The 22,683-nt window shown below is 27.9% G+C and carries 18 protein-coding genes and 1 pseudogene; 8 read left to right on the top strand and 11 right to left on the bottom strand.

Annotated features, from left to right (window positions below):
- The 4 genes from KFW21_06925 to dnaE form a co-directional block, all read left to right on the top strand.
- Nucleotides 1-2,023, top strand: a 2,023-nt coding sequence (locus tag KFW21_06925) for a glycosyltransferase (GenBank protein MDK2819161.1), incomplete at its 5' end; no start/stop codon positions are given.
- Between the two features lies 1 nt (nt 2,024).
- The gene (locus KFW21_06930) at nt 2,025-2,909 is read left to right on the top strand and encodes a hypothetical protein (protein MDK2819162.1); all 885 of its coding nucleotides are present in this window, start codon (nt 2,025-2,027) and stop codon (nt 2,907-2,909) included.
- Between the two features lie 118 nt (nt 2,910-3,027).
- Nucleotides 3,028-3,639 (top strand): 30S ribosomal protein S4, encoded by a 612-nt coding sequence (gene rpsD, locus KFW21_06935; protein ID MDK2819163.1) that lies wholly within the window; start codon nt 3,028-3,030, stop codon nt 3,637-3,639.
- A 75-nt stretch (nt 3,640-3,714) separates the two neighbouring features.
- Entirely contained in the window at nt 3,715-7,194 is a 3,480-nt protein-coding gene (dnaE, locus tag KFW21_06940; GenBank protein ID MDK2819164.1) for a DNA polymerase III subunit alpha, read from the top strand.
- Nucleotides 7,195-7,233: 39 nt separating this feature from the next.
- Here dnaE and KFW21_06945 read toward each other — a convergent pair whose 3' ends face one another.
- The 5 genes from KFW21_06945 to KFW21_06965 all read right to left on the bottom strand — a co-directional run bounded on the left by KFW21_06945 (nt 7,234) and on the right by KFW21_06965 (nt 12,222).
- The gene (locus KFW21_06945; GenBank protein ID MDK2819165.1) at nt 7,234-8,034 is read right to left on the bottom strand and encodes a purine-nucleoside phosphorylase; all 801 of its coding nucleotides are present in this window, start codon (nt 8,032-8,034) and stop codon (nt 7,234-7,236) included.
- A gap of 9 nt (nt 8,035-8,043) precedes the next feature.
- Nucleotides 8,044-8,781 carry a YebC/PmpR family DNA-binding transcriptional regulator gene (locus tag KFW21_06950; protein ID MDK2819166.1) on the bottom strand — a complete coding sequence of 246 codons (738 nt, stop codon included), beginning with the start codon at nt 8,779-8,781 and terminating at the stop codon, nt 8,044-8,046.
- Between the two features lie 99 nt (nt 8,782-8,880).
- On the bottom strand, nt 8,881-10,137 hold the full coding sequence (locus KFW21_06955) for a hypothetical protein (protein MDK2819167.1): 1,257 nt from the start codon (nt 10,135-10,137) through the stop codon (nt 8,881-8,883).
- Nucleotides 10,138-10,192: 55 nt separating this feature from the next.
- On the bottom strand, nt 10,193-10,681 hold the full coding sequence (locus KFW21_06960) for a purine-binding chemotaxis protein CheW (protein ID MDK2819168.1): 489 nt from the start codon (nt 10,679-10,681) through the stop codon (nt 10,193-10,195).
- 104 nt (nt 10,682-10,785) lie between these two features.
- The gene (locus KFW21_06965; protein MDK2819169.1) at nt 10,786-12,222 is read right to left on the bottom strand and encodes a hypothetical protein; all 1,437 of its coding nucleotides are present in this window, start codon (nt 12,220-12,222) and stop codon (nt 10,786-10,788) included.
- A gap of 165 nt (nt 12,223-12,387) precedes the next feature.
- On the opposite strand from KFW21_06965, the gene KFW21_06970 reads away from it, so the two are divergent.
- Genes KFW21_06970 through KFW21_06980 form a run of 3 tightly spaced genes read left to right on the top strand, consistent with a single transcriptional unit; the run spans nt 12,388 to nt 16,462 of the window.
- Entirely contained in the window at nt 12,388-14,112 is a 1,725-nt protein-coding gene (locus KFW21_06970) for an ABC transporter ATP-binding protein (protein ID MDK2819170.1), read from the top strand.
- A gap of 22 nt (nt 14,113-14,134) precedes the next feature.
- The gene (locus KFW21_06975; protein MDK2819171.1) at nt 14,135-14,518 is read left to right on the top strand and encodes a ParB N-terminal domain-containing protein; all 384 of its coding nucleotides are present in this window, start codon (nt 14,135-14,137) and stop codon (nt 14,516-14,518) included.
- Between the two features lie 15 nt (nt 14,519-14,533).
- Complete coding sequence (locus tag KFW21_06980) at nt 14,534-16,462, top strand: hypothetical protein (GenBank protein MDK2819172.1); 1,929 nt, start codon at nt 14,534-14,536, stop codon at nt 16,460-16,462.
- A gap of 74 nt (nt 16,463-16,536) precedes the next feature.
- On the opposite strand, the gene KFW21_06985 is transcribed toward KFW21_06980, so the two are convergent.
- The 6 genes from KFW21_06985 to KFW21_07010 form a co-directional block, all read right to left on the bottom strand.
- A complete protein-coding gene (locus KFW21_06985) occupies nt 16,537-17,532 on the bottom strand; it encodes a hypothetical protein (GenBank protein MDK2819173.1) in 996 nt (331 codons plus the stop codon).
- Nucleotides 17,533-17,709: 177 nt separating this feature from the next.
- The gene (locus KFW21_06990; protein MDK2819174.1) at nt 17,710-18,261 is read right to left on the bottom strand and encodes a GerMN domain-containing protein; all 552 of its coding nucleotides are present in this window, start codon (nt 18,259-18,261) and stop codon (nt 17,710-17,712) included.
- Nucleotides 18,258-19,298, bottom strand: a complete 1,041-nt coding sequence (locus KFW21_06995; protein ID MDK2819175.1) for an N-acetylmuramoyl-L-alanine amidase — start codon at nt 19,296-19,298, stop codon at nt 18,258-18,260. The genes KFW21_06990 and KFW21_06995 overlap by 4 nt, the downstream gene beginning before the upstream one ends.
- Nucleotides 19,299-19,310: 12 nt before the next feature.
- Nucleotides 19,311-20,216, bottom strand: a complete 906-nt coding sequence (locus KFW21_07000) for a type III pantothenate kinase (protein MDK2819176.1) — start codon at nt 20,214-20,216, stop codon at nt 19,311-19,313.
- 1 nt (nt 20,217) lies between these two features.
- Nucleotides 20,218-21,654 carry an Asp-tRNA(Asn)/Glu-tRNA(Gln) amidotransferase subunit GatB gene (gene gatB / locus KFW21_07005; protein MDK2819177.1) on the bottom strand — a complete coding sequence of 479 codons (1,437 nt, stop codon included), beginning with the start codon at nt 21,652-21,654 and terminating at the stop codon, nt 20,218-20,220.
- Between the two features lie 183 nt (nt 21,655-21,837).
- Nucleotides 21,838-22,341, bottom strand: coding sequence for a hypothetical protein (locus tag KFW21_07010; GenBank protein MDK2819178.1), 504 nt, complete (start codon nt 22,339-22,341; stop codon nt 21,838-21,840).
- Between the two features lie 170 nt (nt 22,342-22,511).
- Here KFW21_07010 and KFW21_07015 point away from each other — a divergent pair.
- A pseudogene (locus KFW21_07015) lies at nt 22,512-22,607 on the top strand (PT domain-containing protein).
- The last annotated feature ends 76 nt before the right edge of the window (nt 22,608-22,683 follow it).

The following is a 22,683-nucleotide window of genomic DNA, read 5'->3' on the forward strand; positions in this document are numbered from 1 at the left end:
AGCAAATACTATAGACAAGACAGACGCCGATCTTATTCAATTTGATATTCAATCTAATGTTGATTGGGGAAATTGGTTTACTCCACTATCAAAAAAACTAATCAAAGATCCCCAACAAATCAAAGATCTTTATTTTAATAATATTTCTTGCCCTACATTGTGGAGTAGAATTATTAAAAGAAATCTTTGTCTTAAAAGTATAGAATCTATTTCTCCAGATCTTCATATTAATATGGCGGAAGATTTTCTTCAATGTTCTCTTATCATGAATCTTGCTACTTCTTATATTGGTATTGATCATAAACTTTATTATTATCGTATAAATGATAGCTCTCTCGCTAATTCAGAATTTACAGCATTGAAGATTCAAGACAGTATAAATAACAAACATCAAGTATTAAATATTTTAGATAAAAAAATCGGACTTAAATACACTCAAAAAATTAAATATACTCTCGGTGGGCATGTTTTATCTACTATGAATACACTTATACATAAACCAACAGTCGAAACAGATATTTCCTATTTATTGTTGTTATTTATAGAAGTTTTTGGGGAAGAAATATATCTAATACATCTATTTAACTATGATATAAAAACTATTGGTTTGTTTTGGAAATATTTTCAAAGTACTCATTCCTCCCCTATTCCTATGAATAAAACTATAGGATTGTTCGATAACAATTTATATATAGGTGGTGGTCAAAAAGTCAGTTCTCTGTTAATAGCAGAATTTACTAAAAGAGGATATTCTATAGTTTTATTTACAGAAGAAAAACCTCACCCTAATGATTTTGATACTTCAACTATAAAAAAACGTATTGTATTAAATGGATCTCTTTTAGAGAAGATATCTCTTTTAAAGAGTAGTATTCAAAAATACAATCTAGACTTATTTATTACACAAGAATACATACACAAAGATCATTTAGAAATAATAGCTATTATAAAAACTTTAAATAAAAAAATTATTTATTGTATTCATAGTAATTTGTTGTTGACAGATTATTATAAAAATGAAATCTTCCTTATGAATATATATCAATTTTTAATATACGATGCTTTCATATGTCTATATCCTCAAAGTTTGTTATATTGGCGAAACTTAGGTTTTTCTAATGCTTATTACTTACCAAATCCTTTAGATATAGAATCCTATAAAAATATACCATCAACTCTTTCTCAAAACACAATTCTTTGGGTAGGTCGACTAGACATAAATAAAAATCCACTGGCTACACTTCATGCATTTCATAAAGCTTTACCTAATTTTCATGATTCTACCACAAAACTACTAATATTAGGAGATGGAGATCTGTATACTCTTTTACAGCAATATATAAAAGAACATGATTTACAAAAAAATGTTTTTTTATTGAGAAATCAAAATTCTCATTTATATTATTCAAATACATCTTTACATATTTCAACATCAAAAACAGAAGCTTTTCCTATGGTTATAGCTGAAGCAAAAAGTTATGGAATTCCTACTTTAATGTTTGAATTACCTTATATAGCTTTTCACAATACAAAAGGACTAATTTCTATTCCTCAAAATGATATAGTTGGTTTAGCAAAAAAAATGTGTGAATTATTAAATAATCCAACTTATTTAAAAGAATTAGGTAAACAGGCTTTAGAATCTTTAGAAGAATTTAATACAGACACAACTATGGATAAATGGGAATTGTTAATACAAGCAGTCTATAAAAATCAAACAAAAATCCCAGAATTAGAAATTATTATAAAAGAATCTGATACTGTAGAATTATTCAATATTATAAATAATATATTGTTTTTACAGGAAAAGAATAACACATTAACAATATCTGAACAGCAATTACTAAAAATATACCTTATATTTAAAAATATTATCAATAAACTATTACCTCACGGTAGTTTTTTACAAAAAATATGTACCAAATTAGCAAATATAATATTCAAAATATTAATAAAAAGTTATAGAATACTCAAGTATATCTATCATTCTATTAAAACTATTAAAAAAAATAAGGATAACTAACATGGATTCATTGAAAATATTACATAGAATTTATTTTGGATTCGATGGTAAAGTAGATTTATACCAAGAGTATTTAAAAAATTGGGAAGAACAACTTCCTGATTATAAAATTATACATTGGAATGCTGATAATCTTCCTATTACTATTTGTGAATATACTAGAGAATTATTCAAAGAGAAAGATCATGCTTTTTTAAGTGATTATTTTCGTTGGTGGGTTCTTCGTGAGTATGGTGGCATATATTTAGATGCTGATATTGAAATTATTAATGGAGAAAAATTTAATATATTGGTAGAAGAGCTAGAAAATAATTCCGAATATCATTCTTTTATTGGCATTGAAGATATCTCTGGATATACAGCTCATTCTGTGGCCTGTAAAAAAAACTCCCCCTTAACACAGTTTATGTGTTCTATCTATGAGAATATGGGACAGATATATCATTTAAGAAAAAGGAATAAGCTTTTAGCACCTCAATTAACTCTATTATATTTTTATGATCAGGACTCTAGGGAAAATTTTGAAATACCTTCAATTATATCTCCTATTATTATAAACAATATAATGATATACCCACAAGAATATTTTTCACCCCTCGGATATACAAATGAAGGTCCCATACTCCATAACATACATTTAGAAAATGTATGTTTATGTCATCACTTTAGTGGATCTTGGTTGATAAATACCCATAATATAAAACAAAACAAACAACTGCTATTTTCTGATTATTTAAAAATGAATAAAAAATTTTCTATTAAAAAAACTATACTTAGAAATATTAATCCTTCTTTTCAAAAGTCTTTTCTTTTTAAAATTTCTAGAATGTTTTATCGTATCTTGAAATTTATTTATCATGAAATAAAAAATATTTTAAAAAAATGATTGCAAAAAAAATCATTATAATATATAATATAGAACAATATTTAATATTCTTTTTGTATGGCTGCACAAAAGAATATTAAGAAAAACAAAAATTAAAACATTTCTTAGGAGAAAATTCATGCGAAAAAATGGACCTAAGGTAAGAATATCCCGTTATTTAGGGATTGCAATTACAAAAAAAGCTGCAAAAGTTATGGAAAAAAAGACTTATGGACCAGGTCAAGCTGGAGCAACTAAGAAATTTCGTGGTAAAATGTCTGTCTACAAAACACAATTATTAGAAAAACAAAAGGTTCGGGCTCAATATAATATATCAGAAAAACAAATGAGAGATAATTATAAAGAAGCTTCTCGTTTGGAAGGTAATACAGTTGAGCTTTTAGCGCAACTTCTTGAACGCCGTTTAGATGCTTTTGTATATCGTGCTGGATTTGCTCCTACTATCTATGCTGCTCGTCAAGCAGTAAATCATGGTCATTTCGAAGTTAATGGGAAAAAAGTTGATATCCCTTCTTATCGTTTACGATTAACAGATATTGTATCTATCAAAGATAAATCAAAAAACAAAGAAGTGTTTAATAATGCAGTAAATGACGGTTCTATTGTCATTCCAGCTTATATTGAAAGAGATACTATTAAAATTTCTGGGAAATTCGTTTATTTTCCAACTCGTGCAGAAGTACCAACTATTGGAGATATTCCTCTTATCATCGAATATTATTCAAGATAAGAATATTTATATTTATAAATAATAAAAAAAGGGAAGGCTTAGTCTTCCCTTTTTTCGCAATATTAAAGAGGTTTTATGAACAGTTTTGTTAATTTACATGTTCAATCTCACTATTCTATACTTCGCGCTACTTCTACAATTTCTGAACTTGTCAATAAAACCAAAGAGTTGCAACAGAGAACTATAGCTATTACTGATTACAACAATATGTTTGCTGTTCCTGAATTTTATAAAAAATGTAAAAATGAAAATATCAAACCTATTTTTGGGGTGAAAATAGATGTAATGAATCAATCTCGATTTTCACCTCAACGAAAAGACGATCCACCTATATCAAAGTATACATTAATATTATTAGCTAAAAATTTTGCTGGTTATCAAAATATATTGAAAATTGTTTCTTTTGGTTATGATGATGGAAGTTTTGGTAGATTTTGTGTAGACAAAACATTGTTAAAACGCTATTCATCTGATATTATTGTATTATCATCAGATCACACTGGTGAATTGTGGTATTATGCATCTACTAAAAATATAGAACAACTTCATCATACTTGTCAATTTTATCAAGAAACATTTGGTATAGAAAATTTCTATATAGAAATTCAAGATAGAGGAATTAGTGAAGATAAAATAGCAAATCAAGTGCTTATTGAATTTGCAAAAACAAATCAAATTCCTCTCGTTGCTACTAACCCTATTTTATATTTAAACGCTGAGGATAATATTCTTTTAGAAATAGCGTCTTGTATTCGTGAAAAAGATTTTTTATCAGATAATATAAAATCTCACGGTTGCGCTTATTTTAAATCAACAGAAGAAATAATAGAACAATTTAAAGAAATTCCAGAATCTATTAGTAATACTTTAAAAATTGCAGAATCTTGTAATGTAATATTTCCAAAAGTTCAAGATCAAAGTCCTCAATATCCTATTCCAAAAGATATGACAGCTGGAGAATTTTTACGAGAAAAAAGTTTTAAAGAATTAACTCAAAAATTTGATGGGAATCTTCCTCCTGAATATGCAAAACGATTAAATTGGGAATTAGATACTGTATGTAATATGGGATTTCCAAATTATTTTCTTGTCGTTAGTGATTTTGTTCAATATGCTAAAAAAAATGGTATTTTTGTTGGTCCTGGTCGAGGTTCTGCTGCAGGAGCATTGTTAAGTTATGCGATTGACATCACTAATGTTGATCCACTTAAATATGATCTTCTCTTTGAACGATTTCTTAATCCTGAGCGTGTATCTATGCCTGATATTGATATTGATTTCGAAGATGATAGACGCGATGAAGTTAAGCAATATTTACGAACACATTACGGTGCAGGAAAAACAGCAGATGTTATAACATTTGGATATAATAAAGCTAAAGCTGTACTCAAAGATGTTGGGCGAGTTTTAGAAATACCCCTTCCTCGTGTTAATCAAATCACAAACTTAGTAGATGCTAATGAAGATTTAAATAAACAAGCTGAAAAGATAACTGAAATTAAAAATATTTTAACAAATGGTTCTATTAAAGAAAAACAATGGATTGGCTACTCTATTAAACTAGCCAATCGTATACGAAATTTAGGAACACATGCTTCTGCATTGATTGTTGCAGAAAACACCCTAAATACAGTTATACCTTTAATCAAAGATCGTTCAAATACTATTACAACAGCATTTGAAGGTAAATATTTAGAAGAAAATGGTCTTTTGAAAATGGATATTTTGGGATTATCTAACTTATCTATTATTAGAGATTGTATTCATAGAATTTATGAAAATCATCAAATTTGGATAGATTTAAATAAAATTTCTCTTTCTGATGAAAAAGTATTTACTATGTTTACAGAAGGATATACTGCTGGAATTTTTCAATTTGAATCTGATGGTATGACAAATTATATAAAACAATTACAACCAAATTCTATAGAAGATTTAATTGCAATGAATGCTCTATATAGACCTGGTCCTATGGATAGTATTCCAAGTTTTATCGATAGAAAACATGGAAAAGAAGAAATTGATTGTTTTCATGAAAATCTTGAACCTATCTTAAAAACTACCTATGGAATTATTGTTTATCAAGAACAAGTAATGCAAATTGCACAAGTATTATCAGGATTTTCTTTAGGTGAAGCTGATATTGTTCGTCGTATCATGGCAAAGAAAAAACCAGATGAATTAGAAACTATTCGTCCAAAATGGATAAAAGGTGCTATTGATCAAGGATATGAAGAAAAATTAGCTGACACTTTATTTGAATTATTAATTCCTTTTTCTAATTATGCCTTTAATAAATCTCATGCAGCTGCATATTCTATTCTAGCATATCAAATTGCTTGGCTTAAAGTTCATTATCCAGCTGAATTTATGTGCTCTTTAATGAGTTCAAATATGGGTCGTCATGAAGATCTTGCAAATTATATTACAGAAACAAAAAAATTAGATATACCTATACTCATGCCTAATATCAATCAAAGCTTTTTTGATTTTAAAGTAGAAACTTTTGAAGAGGATATGCAAGAAAAAATAGGAATTCGTTATGGATTAGGGGCTATCAAAGGACTTGGAGAGCAAGCAAGTAAAGAAATCATTAAAGAACGCCATTGGGGTGGTAATTATTTATCTATAGAAGATTTTATTGAACGAACTACTGAAAACAATGAAATTCGTAAGGTAGTTACAGAAATATTAATCAAAGCAGGTGCTTTTGATTCATTATTTAATCAAGATCACCTTATGTTAAATAAAGCTATCTATCTTAATTCAGAAAATTTATCTATTCTTTATAATAAATTTGAAAAAAAAGAAAAAGACACTGCATTTAATTTATTTAGTACTGAAGAAATGCAAGCTAGTACTAAAACTATACAAATAACAAATATTACTCCGCTATCATTTGAAGAAGATTTTCAAAATGAAATCAAAGTATTTGGTTTTTATTTAACACAAAAATTATTTTCTGTTCTTATCAAAAAAATAGGAAATTTAAGTACTTACACAGAATCATTACAAGATATATTACCTTTAAATAGTAATATTTCATTAATGGGTTATGTCACAGATATTTATATACAAATAAATCCGCAAAATAAACATAAATCATGGGGAAAATTTGTATTAAATACTCAAAATGATAATATTAGCTTTTTTGTATTTGGTGATAAATTAAATTTTGTAGAAAATGTATTATCTGAAGGTTGTTTTGTTTTTCTCAAAGCATTTATTTCTGAACGTAAAAATCAACAGCGATCTTATGAAATTATTGATTTGTGTCTTCTTAAAGAAGACACAAAACCTTTATACAGTGAATTAAATATTGTTTTACAAGATAATATATCTAATCATGAAATAAATCCACTATTATTAAATTTAAAACAAATAGCTCAACAAGATTATCGTAATGACGCACATCATCGAATAAATTTTCATCTTTTAAATGGAACAAATATGTCTTCTTTATCTGCCAATACTATTTACAGAATACATTTTCCGTCTCCTCGTATTCAGGAATTGTTAAATAATCCTATTATATCAGCTTATTGGTTATCATAAATATACCCCTCTAATATTAGAGGGGTATATTTATGATAATTAATTATTCATTAATAAATCAACAATAATATTTGTCAATGTTTTACCAGCTTTATTAGCTTGTTCAATCACATCACTGTGAGCTAAAACTGCTCCTGGTAATCCTGCAGCTTTATTAGTTATCATAGAAAATCCTATAACTTTCATTCCATAGAATCGTGCCATTATTGTTTCCATTACAGTTGACATTCCAACTGTATCTCCGCCAATTTTTTGAAAATGCCGAACTTCTGTAGGTGTCTCATATTGAGGACCTAAGGTAGAAATATAAACACCTTTTTTAATATTATATTTCTGACGATAATTTTCATAAGTACTTGTATCATAAGCATTTTGCATATCTAAAAATCGATTGTTAGTCAAAACTCCTTCTAAGGGAGAGCAAAATTGTGTTTTAATATGATCTTCAATCATCATAATATCCCCTGGTACATATTCAGAATTTAATCCACCAGCAGCATTTGTAACAATCAAAGAATTAGCACCAAGTTCAGCCATTACAGCTACAGAAAATGCAGCTTGAAAGGCTGAATACCCTTCATACATATGCATACGACCTTTTAATAAAGCTACTTTCTTACCATTAGACAATATCACATAATAAATACAACTGTCATGACCTTGAACACTTGAAACATGCATTCCTGGAATATCATCGTAAGAAATAACAAGAGGATTTTCAAAATGATCAGCTATATGAGAAAGTCCTGATCCTAGTATAACTACTTCATCAACTTGATTTATACCTTTAGATCGTAAAATATGTACGGCTTCCATAATAATTTTTTTATTATATAACATTACAAACCTCTATAAATTAGCCATGGTTTCTTCATCAAGATCTGCATTAGTAAAAACTCCTGAAACATCATCACTATCTTCTAAGGCATCAAACAATTTCAAAAAAGAAATTGTTTTTTGAGCATCAAGAGCCACTTTATTTTGTGGTATTTTTGCAATTTCTGAGCTAGTAGCTATATATCCTGCTTGTTTTAAAGCATCCGAAACAGCGCCATATTCTTCAAAAAGAGTATAAACTTCAACAATATTATCATAAACATTTATATCATCAGCATTTGCATTCATAGCTACTTCTATTAAAGCATCAGTATTTTCTGTTTCAAAAACCATAACACCTTTAGTATCAAACATCCAAGCAACACAACCTAACTCACCTAAATTACCATTAAATTTAGAAAATATTTTTCTAACATCTATTGACGCTCTATTTTTATTATCTGTAGTAACATCAATAATAATAGCTGCGCCACCAGGTCCATAGCCTTCATAAGAAAGTGTTTCATAAGTAACGCCTTCTAATTCTCCAGTACCTCGTTTTATTGCTCTTTCTATATTTTCTTTTGGCATATTTGCTGCTCTAGCTTTATCAATAGTAGCACGAAGACGAACATTCATACCTGGATCTCCACCTCCATCACGAGCTGCAATAATAAGATCTTTTGCTATTTTAGAAAATAAATTTCCTCTTTTGGCATCTTGAGCACCTTTTCTATGCTTAATATTAGCCCATTTACTATGTCCTGCCATAAGAACCTCTTTTTTTATTTTTTTTGAGTTATAAGTTTAACAATAAAGGTGACCTTTCGATCACCTTTATGAATTTATTTATATATTAATGTAATATAATTATTCTTCTGTTACCACTGGCTCTTCAGCAGTAACTTCTTCTGTTACCACTGGTTCTTCAGCAACAACATCTTCTGTTACCATTGGCTCTTCAGCAACAACTTCTTCTGTTACCATTGGCTCTTCAGTAACAGTTTCTTCTTCTTCTTTTGTTGGATCATACTCAGATGAACGGATTGTACCAATATATATAGCATCTCCAGTAGGTGCTAACATATCAACTACCACTTTATATTCTACAGCGACACTTTCATTACCAACAACATCAGTTGCCTTTGCATGAATAGTGTATTCACCAGATTGTTTCAAATAAATACCAATATTATCATTATATTCTACAAACTCACCATCATTAATTGCATAAAACATTTTAGCTACTTTTGTATCTATATCAAATGCTTCCACAGTAATTTTATCTTTAGAAGAAATATAACGTATACCATCCACTTCAATAGCTTTTGCAAATACACTTACAGTTGGAGCAGCACCATCAACAACAAGAACTCGTGATTTCATAAGAGAAACATTACTAACCATATCTGTTGCTTGATAAGAAAAACGAAAAGCACCCGTATTAGTATAACCTAATGAAGCAAAGGTGGTGTTTGTATTAAAACGAATCATATCTTGGGAATTTGTTGAATATTCAACAAATCCAACTCCTGTCAAATCATCATAAGTAGTAAACGAAAACTCTGTGTTTGGTCCAATATATTCGATTCCTGCAGTTCTATAAGATATTGGTGATAAAACTAAATCTACTATTCTTGGAGCAGTTGCATCTAGAGTGAGAGAAAAAGTTTTTGAATAAGAAATATTTCCAACTCTATCAACAAATTGATAATTCAAAGTATGTTCCCCTTCCTCTGAAAAAGAAATTGGATGTTTATAAAGAGAATACTCACTGCCGTCAACAGATACTAAAACACTTTGTAAGCCTGATTGCTCATCTACACCGTTTACTTCAAAACGAGCCATAGGAGATGCAAACAAAGTATCTCCATTAGTAATAGTATATCCAACCGTATCTACATATAAAGAAGGTGTACTATTTGTAGATTCTGTAGAATTAACATATTCCTCTGTCATATTATTTGTTGTCATTTCATCAGTCATTGATGTATCTGTAGTAACAAAATCATTAGTTATTGATGTATCAGCAGAAGATATATCTTCTCCAACCTCTGGTATAACACTTTCTTGTGCATTTATTATTGTTGTCACTAGTAGTGATGCAACTAACAATCTCTTTATCATTAGGATTCCCCTTTAATAGCTATACCTTCGTTCTGAATATAGCTCTATATATTTTTTATGGATTTAATTGTTTTGTTAATACTTCTGTTTCTTCATTTTCTAAAATAAATTTTGGATCTAACACTGTATAAATTTCATTATTGATTTGTAAGATTCCACAAATCATTCGATCATTGGTGAACTTCCCTATTCCTTCAGCATTTTGAATTTGGCTTTCTTCAGCAACAAGAATTTTATCAAGAGCATCAACAAGCAAACCTATAGTAATAGTTTCAACTTTAATAATAATTGATTTTAACGGGCCTGCTTGATTAGTGTGTTTTTTTATACAATCACTTTCTCGCATAGTATCTATAGTTTCTAATTTTTTATCAATGGACAAAAGAGGAACTATTTTTCCTCTCAAATTTATCACCCCTTCAACAAACGAAGGGAAATTAGGCATTACTGTAATTGTAATTTCTCGTATAACTTCCTGTACTTCCATAATATCAATACAATAATAAGATTCGCCTACCTTAAATGCAACAAATTGTTTTTCCATAGGAAATCCCCTATATGTAATAAAACAGATATATAATATTATATATCTGTTTTTAAAAAAATGCAAGTAGTGTGTCTGTTTTTAAGATGTTGTTTCACCATATATTACTCATAAAAATTTAAAATAATAATATCTCGGCGACCTATATTATTATTTTCATTAATTAAATAAAAACTCCAATCCAAATTTTTTAAAGACATTAATAATTGATTTTGTAATAATAAATCTATGGTATTGAAATTTTTTATAAAGGATGGATTTTGTAAAATCATTTGTCCACCAATTGATCTATTATTAATAAATCTTCTGAAAGATAGTGGTAATGTATTCAGAAATCCTGATTTTGCTTGATAAACATTTTCAACTAAACGATATAAACTTGCTTCATCAGACGATACAATCAAATGATCTTCAATAATTCCAACCCATAAAGTCATATCATTTAATTTCCATCCATAAAATTGTTGTGTAAATATATTTTTATAGATTATGGTAGCACCTTTAAATTTTGCAATACGAACTATATCTTTCAGATTTTCTAATAAAATTTTCTTATTATAGATTTCAGCGCTTAGTGAGAAATTCAGTTGTTTATTTTTAATATCAAAAGATCTTATAATATAAGAAAATCTTCCTTTCAAATAAGGTAAGATTTGTGTTTGAATATCAATATTATTATTTTTCAAATTATTAATAATTGATTTTATTGATAAATAATCAGCTTTATCGATCTCTTGTAACATTTGTAAAAAACTTTTAAGATCTATATAAGTTTGACCAACTATTCCTGGAGTTCCCGATTCAAAATCTAATAAAGTCATTTTTTGAACAGTTTTGACTTTAGTACTATTTACTAATTCTTGATTAATTTTAGGATCATCGTAAAAAGAAAATAAATCAAATGTTAACTTATTTTTATTAAAATAAAAAGTTCCAACAACTTTGTTTCCCATTTTTACAAAGGATGATGGATTGGGAATTTTATCTTTCAAATAATCAGAATCTATCCATAATAAATTTTGATTCCAATCTAATTTAAGATTTTTCGCTATTTTTTTGTATTCTTCTAATTTTTGTAAGCCTTGAAATTCATAATAGTCTAAAATTTCCTCTGTTCCTGAAAAAATAACATAATTATTTTCAATTCTATAAGGAATAGGAGTAGGTAAGTTATCCAGCATTGTTGTTAATAAAATTTTATTTTTTATTGTAAATACAGCATATCCAACATCTTTTTTAAGATGTACATAAGCAAAACCTTTATCGTAATCTATACCTAAAGATTCTGCTCCTTTTTTTTCAAAAATATTTACAACCATTTTTTCTTCTATTTGAAATTTAAATCTAGACAGAACATTAACATATTCTGCACTATTAACTTTATTTAAAATTAAACGCCAAGTATCAGTAGCTTCCTTAATATTAGGAAAATAAATAACTAAAGAACCATCCAAAATATATGGAGCTATTCCTGTATTTGGAAATATTGATGTTATGCAAACAAATACAAATAACACTACTAAAGAATTCTTTTTTAACAAAGGAAACCGCCCTCTACTTTTTTAATACGAAATAATACTATCATATATATCGGATATCACATTGTTTTTATTAAATATTATCATATTTATCTATATATCTTTTTATTGCAAAATTTACTATTAAATCGTATCATTTAAGTATATTTATTATGAGGAGATTTAATTTTGAAAACAGCAACACCAACTCAACGATTATTTTATTTATTAAAAGATTACAAAGGCTTAATTTTTATTTCTTGTTTTGCTGCTATTTTATTTGTTATGGGTCGTACTGGCGTGTCTTTATTTATTGGAGAATTTATTAATGAAGTTTTTATTTCTCAAAACCAATCAGCAGTCAATATAAAACAAATATTAATACTATTTGGATTTGGATTTTTATGGTCAAGTGCTCAATATATAATGTATCTATTTTCAGGCAAATTAGCAATTCGGATTTCTTATCAACTTCGAGAAAAAATCTATAATAAAATAATTAAACTTCCCATGTCTTACTATCATCAAAACTCTAGCTCTAATCTTCTATCCATTACTTCAAATGATATTACTTTAGTAGAAAGTTTTTTGATGACTATTATGGTACAGTTACTTGCCCAACCACTTACAGTTATTGTAATTGTATCAACTATGTTTACTATTAATTGGAAATTATCATTATATTTTTTAATATTAGGTCCTATTATTGGATTATTATTAGGGCTTATTGGTGCTAAAATTCAAAAAATCGGGTCTACAATGCAAGAAAATGTTGCTCAAATGACTAATACATTTTCTGAAACCATGAGACAGATTCAAATCATTAAAGGATTCCATATTGAACAAGGTAAAATTGACAACTTTAAAGAAAAAAATGATATTCAATTATCTTTATCTGATCAAGAAATCAAAATGCGTTTATTTGCTCTTCCTATGTCTGATTTCTTAGGAATTACAGCTATTATTCTGATTTTATCTTTGGGGGCTATTGGTATACAGATGGGGGTTGCAACCGCAGGTGATGTTACCAAATTTGTTGCCATGGCTATTATTTTGTCAGAACCCATTTCTTCTTCTAATCAATTAATATTAGTTCTAAAAAAATTAGGGCCTTCTGCTAAAAGAATTTTTGATATCATAGACACAGAAGAAGAGTGTGATACAAATACTCAATACTTTGATCATATTCAAGGTAATATTACCTTCAATGATGTATCTTTTTCTTATAACAAAAATCAAGTCATTTTGAAAAACATTTCTTTAGAAATCAAAGCTAAAGAAACAGTTGCATTAGTTGGTTATAGCGGCTCTGGAAAAAGTTCTTTAATATCTCTTATTCCCAAATTTTATACTCCAGATACAGGAGTAGTACTACTAGATAATCAAAACATTCTAGAGTACAATCTAGCTTCTATTAGACAAAATATTTCTATCGTTTCTCAAGATACAAACCTATTTAGCGATACAATTTATAATAATATAAAATTATCAAAACCTCAAGCTACTATGAATGAAATTATCGCTGCAGCAAAAATTGCTAATGCTCATGAATTTATTACTCGACATACAGATGGATACCATAGATATGTTGGTGATCAAGGAAACAACCTTTCTATGGGTGAACGACAACGAATTATCTTGGCGAGAGCAATTTTACGACACCCTGCTATTCTTATTTTAGATGAACCGACAAACTCTTTAGATGCTGATTCAGAATTAAAAATCACAAAAGCTTTAGAAAACATCTATGGTCAACAAACTACTATTATTATTGCCCATAAGTTATCGACTATTGAAAATGCTGATAAAATAATTGTAATGAAAGAAGGTAAAATCCTTGAAACAGGTTCTCATAATGAATTAATCACCACAGATAGTTATTATAACAAATTATATCATACTCAAAATTTGTAATACTCAAACATAGGAGACAAAAATGAAAATACATAATATTATAATTAAACATCGTATTAGAAAAGATCTTGGCGATCTATCATCATTAAAACAAAGTATAGAAAAATATGGGCTTTTACATCCTATTATTATCAATAAAAAAAATGAACTTATTTCTGGAGAAAGAAGACTTACAGCGGTAAAAGAACTAGGTTGGGAAGATATTGATGTTATTACGAAAGATTTATCTTATAAAGAAGCATTAAATGTCGAAATATTAGAAAATACTACAAGAAAAAATTTTGATGAACTCGAATTAATAGAAGGGCTCAAAAAACATCAAAAATACTATAGTAAAAATATATTTGTTATAATATCTATATTTTTTCAGCAATTATTAAAAAAAATGTTTTCTAGACGTTCTTAAATAAAAGGGGGATATATGAAATATCATATATTATTATATACTTTTCTTCTTACTACTACTTGTCTTTTTTCTTTCGATACTCTAGATACTTTATCAATTAAAGGTTATGTAAAATTTTTTAATACTAATATTAGTGGAAATTTTATCTATACTATTAAAAATAATGAAGAAACACCCCAAAATAGTTGGACATTTCTTATTAATCCTTCTATTAATATCTCTTCTATAAGCCAAAATAATATTCAAGCAAAAGTTGTTATCAAACAAGGAATAAACTATCGTATTCTAACAGTTACGCTTCCTCAAGCAGTTCTAGCAAAAGAACGAACATCTATTGTCATTAATTTTTCTATTACTGAACAAAATAATAACTCTCGCATACTTGTTAAATCTGATTTTGTATTTCTTGATGCACGACAGTTTTGGTTTCCATATCCTATAAAAGATCATCAAGTTGATTTTGAGATTACAATTATTACCCCCACAAATCTCACAAGTATTATGGGTGGGAAACTAAATCAAGATACGATTATTGTTGACAAAAAATTAAGTGTTTGGAAAAATGAATTAAAAAATCTATCTCCAAGTGCTAGTTTAATTATTCTTGAGACTCCTAAACAAACAAAAAATTCTATATATTTATATAGCTCTAATACCAATTTGTTCTCTATCATCAATAAACAATTTTCTCCTTTTTGGGATCAATTGAAAAAAAAACATAAATTTTTTCCTCTTAGTGAAATTCATATTATTCCTTTAGAAATTGTGATCCCAAATTATTTATCTAATAATGTAGATGGAGAATTTTTAGGTAATATATTCTTATTAAATACAAATATCATCGATCTTATTGATAGTAATACTAGTAATAATAAAGAATTATGGACAACCCCATCAGAACAACTTGTAGAAATATTAATTCATGAATTATACCATAGTTTTTTTCCAGGTATTCTTCAATATCAGAAAGAAAATTCTTTATTCACAGAAAGCTTAGTTCAATACTTCACTTGGGATTTAATTAATTCCGTTTCTCCTAAATGGGGTAATCAAATTAGTCAAAGAACTAGATACTATATACAAAATATTTATAGAAAAAAACAATTCAACTATTTATGGGAATTTCTTCAACACAGCACTTTATTATTTGGATTTACACATAAGAATAAATTAGATGGCATCACATTAGCAGATACTTTAGTTGAAAAATATCAATTTATAGGATATACAGAACAAGATATTTATGAAACAATCCAACAACATAAAATAAAACAAGATCTCCTCAAATTAACAAATGAACAAATAGTATATAATTATACAAATAAAACATCTAACAATCCACTGCTATCTATACCAAAAAAATTATTTAATAGTTCTATTAAAGTTATTAAAACAAATTTCAACCTATGTATAACAAATAAACAAAATTTTAATAAACAAAAAATTGTTAAAATTTCTGTAAATTCAAGCTTTTTATCTATTCAACACAATTACCCTTTCACATGGTTTGGTCAATTAAAATGGATAGAAAATAATATTACTAATACTATAGATCTTCAAATTCCTAAAAAAACTATTTGGGAAACCAATCTTATAGGAGATATCAATTACATTCAAACAATATCACCATTAGATATCATCGAAAATCAATTATATGACAATATTATTTCAAATGATGATATTGGTAAAAAAATTGTTTATATCTTGAATAATTCAAAAAAAATAAAAGATTTAAATATATCTATATCTCCACAAATAGAAAATAAATTAGTATTTTTAATAAAAGACAATAAAAAATTGCAATGGGATTCTAGCTTTTATGATAATAATAAAATCAGTATTAATGCTTTTATTATTGATAAAAACCATAAACAAGCTTTTATAACAATACCTATAAATATAATTGATAATGTATATATAATTGATACTATTATTGATAAATAAATTTACCAATAATAAATACCCCCCTAATATTAGGGGGGTATTTATTATTGGTAAATTTATTTATTTATGTAAAATTATTCTGCAACTTCTGTATTAGGAGCTTCAGCAACAGCAGTAGCCGATTTTAGTTTTTGAATTTTTCTTTTTAAAAGTAACTCTTCTGCCAATACTCTTGACATAACAAGTTTTGTTTGAATTGCTTTCTCAGAAAGAATTTGCCAAATAGCTTCATCATTGATATCTTGATCTTCACGAACAATAGCATAATCAAAATTGATTGTAACATCTTTTACATATCCAATAAAATTAGGATCACTAACTCCACTAGGTTTATAAAATGCTAATGCATCAAAACGAATATATGGAAAAAAGAATGGATACAAAGGATTAGTTGTGGCTTTCCAATCATTAGGATCATCTAGATATTCTGTATTATTCCAAGAAACTTGTCTCCAACCTTCATGTAAGATAGAACCGAATCCAAATTCTGTTAATTTATCTTGTTCATTAACAACTCTAACACCATATTTGTAATTATAATTAAGTCCATAAACCCATGAACGAACACTTTTAATTTGCCCAACATTTGCAATCATACCAATTGCTAAACCAGCATCTTCATTGTTTTCATTATAAGAAACAAATTGTCCATTGATATAGGTATGAAAAAAGTTGTAAGGCATTTTAATTAAAGTCCAAAAAGGATTGTCCCATTTATTGAATTGAACACGAACACCTAGTACATTACCATACTGTTTACTCGGTGAGTTTTTAATAAGAGAATTCTTATTATTTATTTTGGAATCAGCAGAAGGATTTAATACTACTTTCCAATTTTCTAAATTCCAATCATTTGCTTCAAAAGCAAATTCTGGCCAACCAAAATTACGTATGTCTAATTCTGGATTTTCAGCAACAAATTGCTCGTAGATTTCTTGATCTTTATCAATAACCTGTCCAATATTTTCATTGTAGGTTGTGAAGTCAATCAAGAGACGCTCCACAGCACTAAGTGGTGTTACTACACCAAGTATTAACATAAAAGATGCTATTACTATTCCATGTCTCATAGGTCCTCTCCTTAGGAAATTTAAACTTTATTTTCACTTTATTTTTTAAAAGTTAATAAAACTACTATTATAAGTGTGCTATTTTTTTCATTTATTGTCAAGTAAATATTTTACCTTTTTCTACTAATATTTTGTCGGAAACTACCGATATAAAAGTTTAATATTTTTACATTTTTTTTAATTTATTTGATTCAATTCTATTCCATCACCTAAAATATTATCTTGTAATTCTATAGCTAATTTAGAACCTTCTACTAAAAAATAAACTTTATCTATAGAAAAATTATGTTTCAATGATTTTAATAAAATTTTTATCTCTCTATCAGAATCTTTTTGTTCTAATGCTCTATAAAAATAAGAATTCCAATTTAATATTAATATTTTTTTGTTTTTATCATGACTAACAGAAATTAATCTTGTTTCATATGTGAAGGGTATTTTAGCTTTATAATTTTGTGATCCTGTTAAATAAGCTCTTAAAAATGATTGTATATCACTTTCTAAACCAATAGTATATACAAATATTTTCTCTGAAAAGACAATCCCTTTGTCTTTTTCTATATAATATACATTAGCAATTCCAGAAAAATATTTTACTAATGAAAAAATAGTGATAAATAAAAATACAAAACAACATATAAGAATAATTTTTATATACTGTTTTATAAAGTCTAGTAATATTTTTTGATATTTATTTATATATGCTTTTATATATTCATTATTTATCATTTCGCAAATCCTTCTGTTTTGTTATAATCTTTTATATAACGAGATACTCCTGAAAAAATACCTATAGCTAATTTGTTCTGGTATTGTTCATCTTGAAGTGCTTTTGATTCTGATAAATTAGACATAAAACCAACTTCTACTAAAATAGAAGGAACAGTATTATATTTTAATACAAAAAAATTAGCTCGCTTTAATCCCCTTCCATACACTTTACTATACTTTAAAGTGTCATCATAGACATATTTAGCCAACCATTCGGATTGTGTTCTAGTACTATCTCTTATTAAATCTGCTAATATAGAATACACATTGTCTGTATTCATAATATCTTCAGGAGTAAATCCAGCATTTTCAATTCTTTCTGTTATAAGAGCAGCTGGATCACTAGCACGATCTGACAAGGTATAGATTTCCAAACCTGCAACACTGAGACGAGGTGCTGTATTAGCATGTATACTAATAAATAAAATATTTTTACGAGCAGACCATCTTGCTGTTTTAGATACTCTATCTGCTAAGGATACAAAAGTATCATTTTTTCTTGTAACATATATTTCTATCTTTCTATTTTTTTTTCTAAATAGAGCATGTAATTTTTTAACAAGCGTTAATGCCAATCTTTTTTCTTCAATTCCGTTTCTAACTGCACCAGAATCTTTACCACCATGTCCAGCATCCAAGACAATAGCATCAATTGGTACAAATTTATGAGTTGGACTTATAAAATTATCCGTATTATCAAACTTATCATCGGTTATCTCTGCTTTTTCTTGTCTGATCTTTTTATTTCGTTGTTCTTTTAATTCAACAAAATCTAAGGCTTGTTGTCTTCTTTTTTCTGATTCTAGGTCATCTGACACACTTGTAGAAATTTTAACTCTTTCAGCTTGTTTTTGCTGAGATAAGTCTTTATTCAAAACATTAGTTTCTAGATATTTTTTTGGGTCTATAAAACTCTCTTTTCCCTCAGTAGAGTAAACAAAACAAGGTGATAATAGGATTATAACAAGAAAAAACAAAACATCCTTTTTATCCATGAGTGATATCCTTTAATCTATTATTCTTGAAATCGATGTATGTGGCTTATTAATTATTTTAATGTTTTTCATTTTTTTTTCATTAAATTTTTGTTTTTTAACATTATCATATTGTCTAGATAATAGTGCCAATCCATAAGTAACTAAATTTTCTACGATATAATGTTGCATTCGTATATGAAAACTAACTCCAAATGACCTTCCTCCAGTTAATACAATTTTACTAAGAGAATTTAGTGAGGCTTCTTCTATTTGTTTTTTTGACATTTCTTCAATTATCAACGCTTGTGCCAAAAACAAACCTGTATACAGAGAGTCTGCTGTATTCGTATTTAAGATTTTATCCGAAGGTGTTAAGTCTGATAATAAAGGCAAAGAAGTTGCTCTATCAAGCAATCCTTGATAAGAAACATCTATTCCAGGAAGCACAGATCCACTAAAAAAAACTCCATTACTAGTCACAAGATCAATAGTTGTAGCTGTTCCCAAACATACCACAGTTACATTATCTTTGAAAAGTTTATGAGTTGCATAAGCTGCCAACAAACGGTCTGTTCCTATCATGCCTGTTACAAATCCTCTATCAATAGGAATAGAATTTTCTAGTATTATAGGAGTGTTTATGGGTAAGATAAATAAATCTTCATTAAATTTTCTATTAGTATCAAACGATTCGAAAGAATCATAACCCAAATAAACTCTTAATGCTAAAAAAGCTTTCCAACTAACACAAGAAATCTTTAAATCTGCAATAAAAAATAAAGAATTAAGTTGGTGCATCTCATCAAAAAAAAACTTCCATCTATCCGGCTCAAAAAGTTCTGGGGTACTCCAACTCTTGTAAGCAATCATGTTTAGATCTTCATCAATTAGTACAGCTTTGGTTCTTGTGTTTCCAACATCTATAGCAAAAGTCATTTTATTTTAACTTTTCTTTCAAAATAGTATTAGATAGTTCTGGATTTGCTTGTCCATTTGTTGCTTTCATTAATTGACCCACAAAAAAACCAAATAATTTATCTTTACCAGATTTGAATTGTTCTACTTGTCCAGGATTATCTGCTAAAATTTTATCAATAATAGCCTCTAATTCACCAGCATTACTTACTTGCTTGAGTCCTTTTTCTTCAACTAATATTATTGGAGATTTACTTGTTAAGACCATATCATCAAAAATATCTTTAGCAATCTTACCGCTAATAGTACCATCTTTGACAAGAGATAATAATTCTCCTGTATGTTGTGGGCTCACTTTTTTAGCAAATTCTGTTGCAGTTAATTTGTGTTCATTCATACGACTCATTACTTCTGTTAAAACCCAATTCAATACTTTCTTGACATCTTGAGTAGTATGTTCTAATATTGCTTCAAAATATATTGCCACCTCTTGATCGTCTGTTAATACAATACAATCTTTTAGAGGAAGAGATAAAGTAGTATGGTAACGCATTCTCTTAGCATAAGGATGCTCTGGAAGTTGTAATTCTAATTCTTTTATAAGATCTTCAGTGATTCTTACAGGAGGAAGGTCAGGATCTGGAAAATATCTATAATCTGCTGCTTCACTTTTAGATCTCATGCCTATAGTAATATTTTTGTTAGCATCAAATAATCTTGTTTCTTGCTCGACTGTTCCACCAGATTCTACCAGTGCGATTTGTCTTTCAATTTCATAATCAATAGCTTTACGAACACCATTAAAAGAATTTAAATTTTTCACTTCTACTCTAGTGCCTAAAGGTGCTCCAACTTTTCTTATAGAAATATTAGCATCACAGCGTAAAGATCCTTCTTCCAAGTTTACATCACTAACATTAATATATCTCATCATCGTACGCAATTCTCTAAGATAATAATAAGCTTCTTCAGATGTTCTCATATCAGGCTCAGAAACAATTTCAAGTAATGGAGTTCCCGCTCTATTCAAATCAACTCTACTAAAATCTTCATGCTCACTATGTGTTAATTTGCCTGCATCTTCTTCCAAATGCATATGATGTACTCGAATATCTTTTTGTGTTCCATCACCTAAATGAATAGACACCATGCCACCTGTTACAATAGGAAAATCGTTTTGAGTTATTTGATAACCTTTTGGAAGATCAGGATAAAAATAATTTTTTCTATCAAATTGAGAAAATAAATTCACTTTTGAATGTAATGTCAATCCCGCAAGAATAGCTTTATGAAGTGCCATTTTGTTCAATACTGGTAATGTGCCTGGATGTCCCAAACAAATAGGGCAAACAGCTATATTCGGTTGTTCTCCAAAAGTTAAGGGGCAAGAACAAAATATTTTTGTATTGGTATTTAATTGAACATGGACTTCCAATCCAATTACTGATTCATAGCTCACTAAAGTCTCCTTATACACATAGTCAATAAGATATTATAACACAAAAATTTAAAATAGTAAAGATTTCTAAACAGATTGCTAAGTAATGAGAACCTATAAAAATAAGGATATTTACATTTTTTTGATACGAATCTACAACTAATAAATCTGAAGACAGATCCTATAATAAGTTGTTTTTCAAAATTAAAAGGCAAATCCTAATGTCAAAGCATGAGCAGAACTCCATAAAACTTGATCAGAAAGAAATTCTGTAAATATATGATGATCTATCCCAAATTGCAACGCAAAAATAGGATTCAAATGAAATCGAAAACGCATAGTACTTACTGTAGAAAGCCCTAATCTCTCTGCTGTAATTATCCCTATTCCAAACGCTAAATAATTCCAAGCAATAGACCAGCCTTTTGAAGTAACAGGATCTCTCTTATCATATAGAATTACTCCTGCACCTGTAGACAAAGTCCACAACCAATCTCCTGTATGAATAGTAGTAATAGAGTTGTACCAATAGTGTTTTTTACCCAGCATAAATTCCATAGATGAGACACAAGAAAATCGTGTATTAAAAATATCGACACCAGCTCCTGTAGTTAATGATAACCACGGATATTTTATGACTTTGGATTCTGATTGAGTAAATGATGGAATGGTACAAAACATTAGTATTATTAATAATACATGACGCATATTATTTTCCTTATAATTATATAATAAAAAATTATATCATAGAGCTCTAAAATAGTAAAGATTTATAAACAGATTACATACACAAATAGATTGCAATAACAAGAGATCAAAAGTATAATATATTAATCAATAAATTTGACAAAATTATATCAGGATATACAATATGACCAACCAACCAACCAACCAACCAACCAACCAACCAACCAACCAACCAACCAACCAACCAACCAACCAACCAACCAACCAACCAACCAAACAACCATTAAATAAATTAATTTATGGTGATAATAAAGAAATTTTAGTTTAATCACACTTAATCACTAATGAATCGATAGATTTATG

This window comes from Spirochaetota bacterium, assembly GCA_030154445.1.
Taxonomy (GTDB): Bacteria; Spirochaetota; Brevinematia; order Brevinematales; family Brevinemataceae; genus Brevinema_A.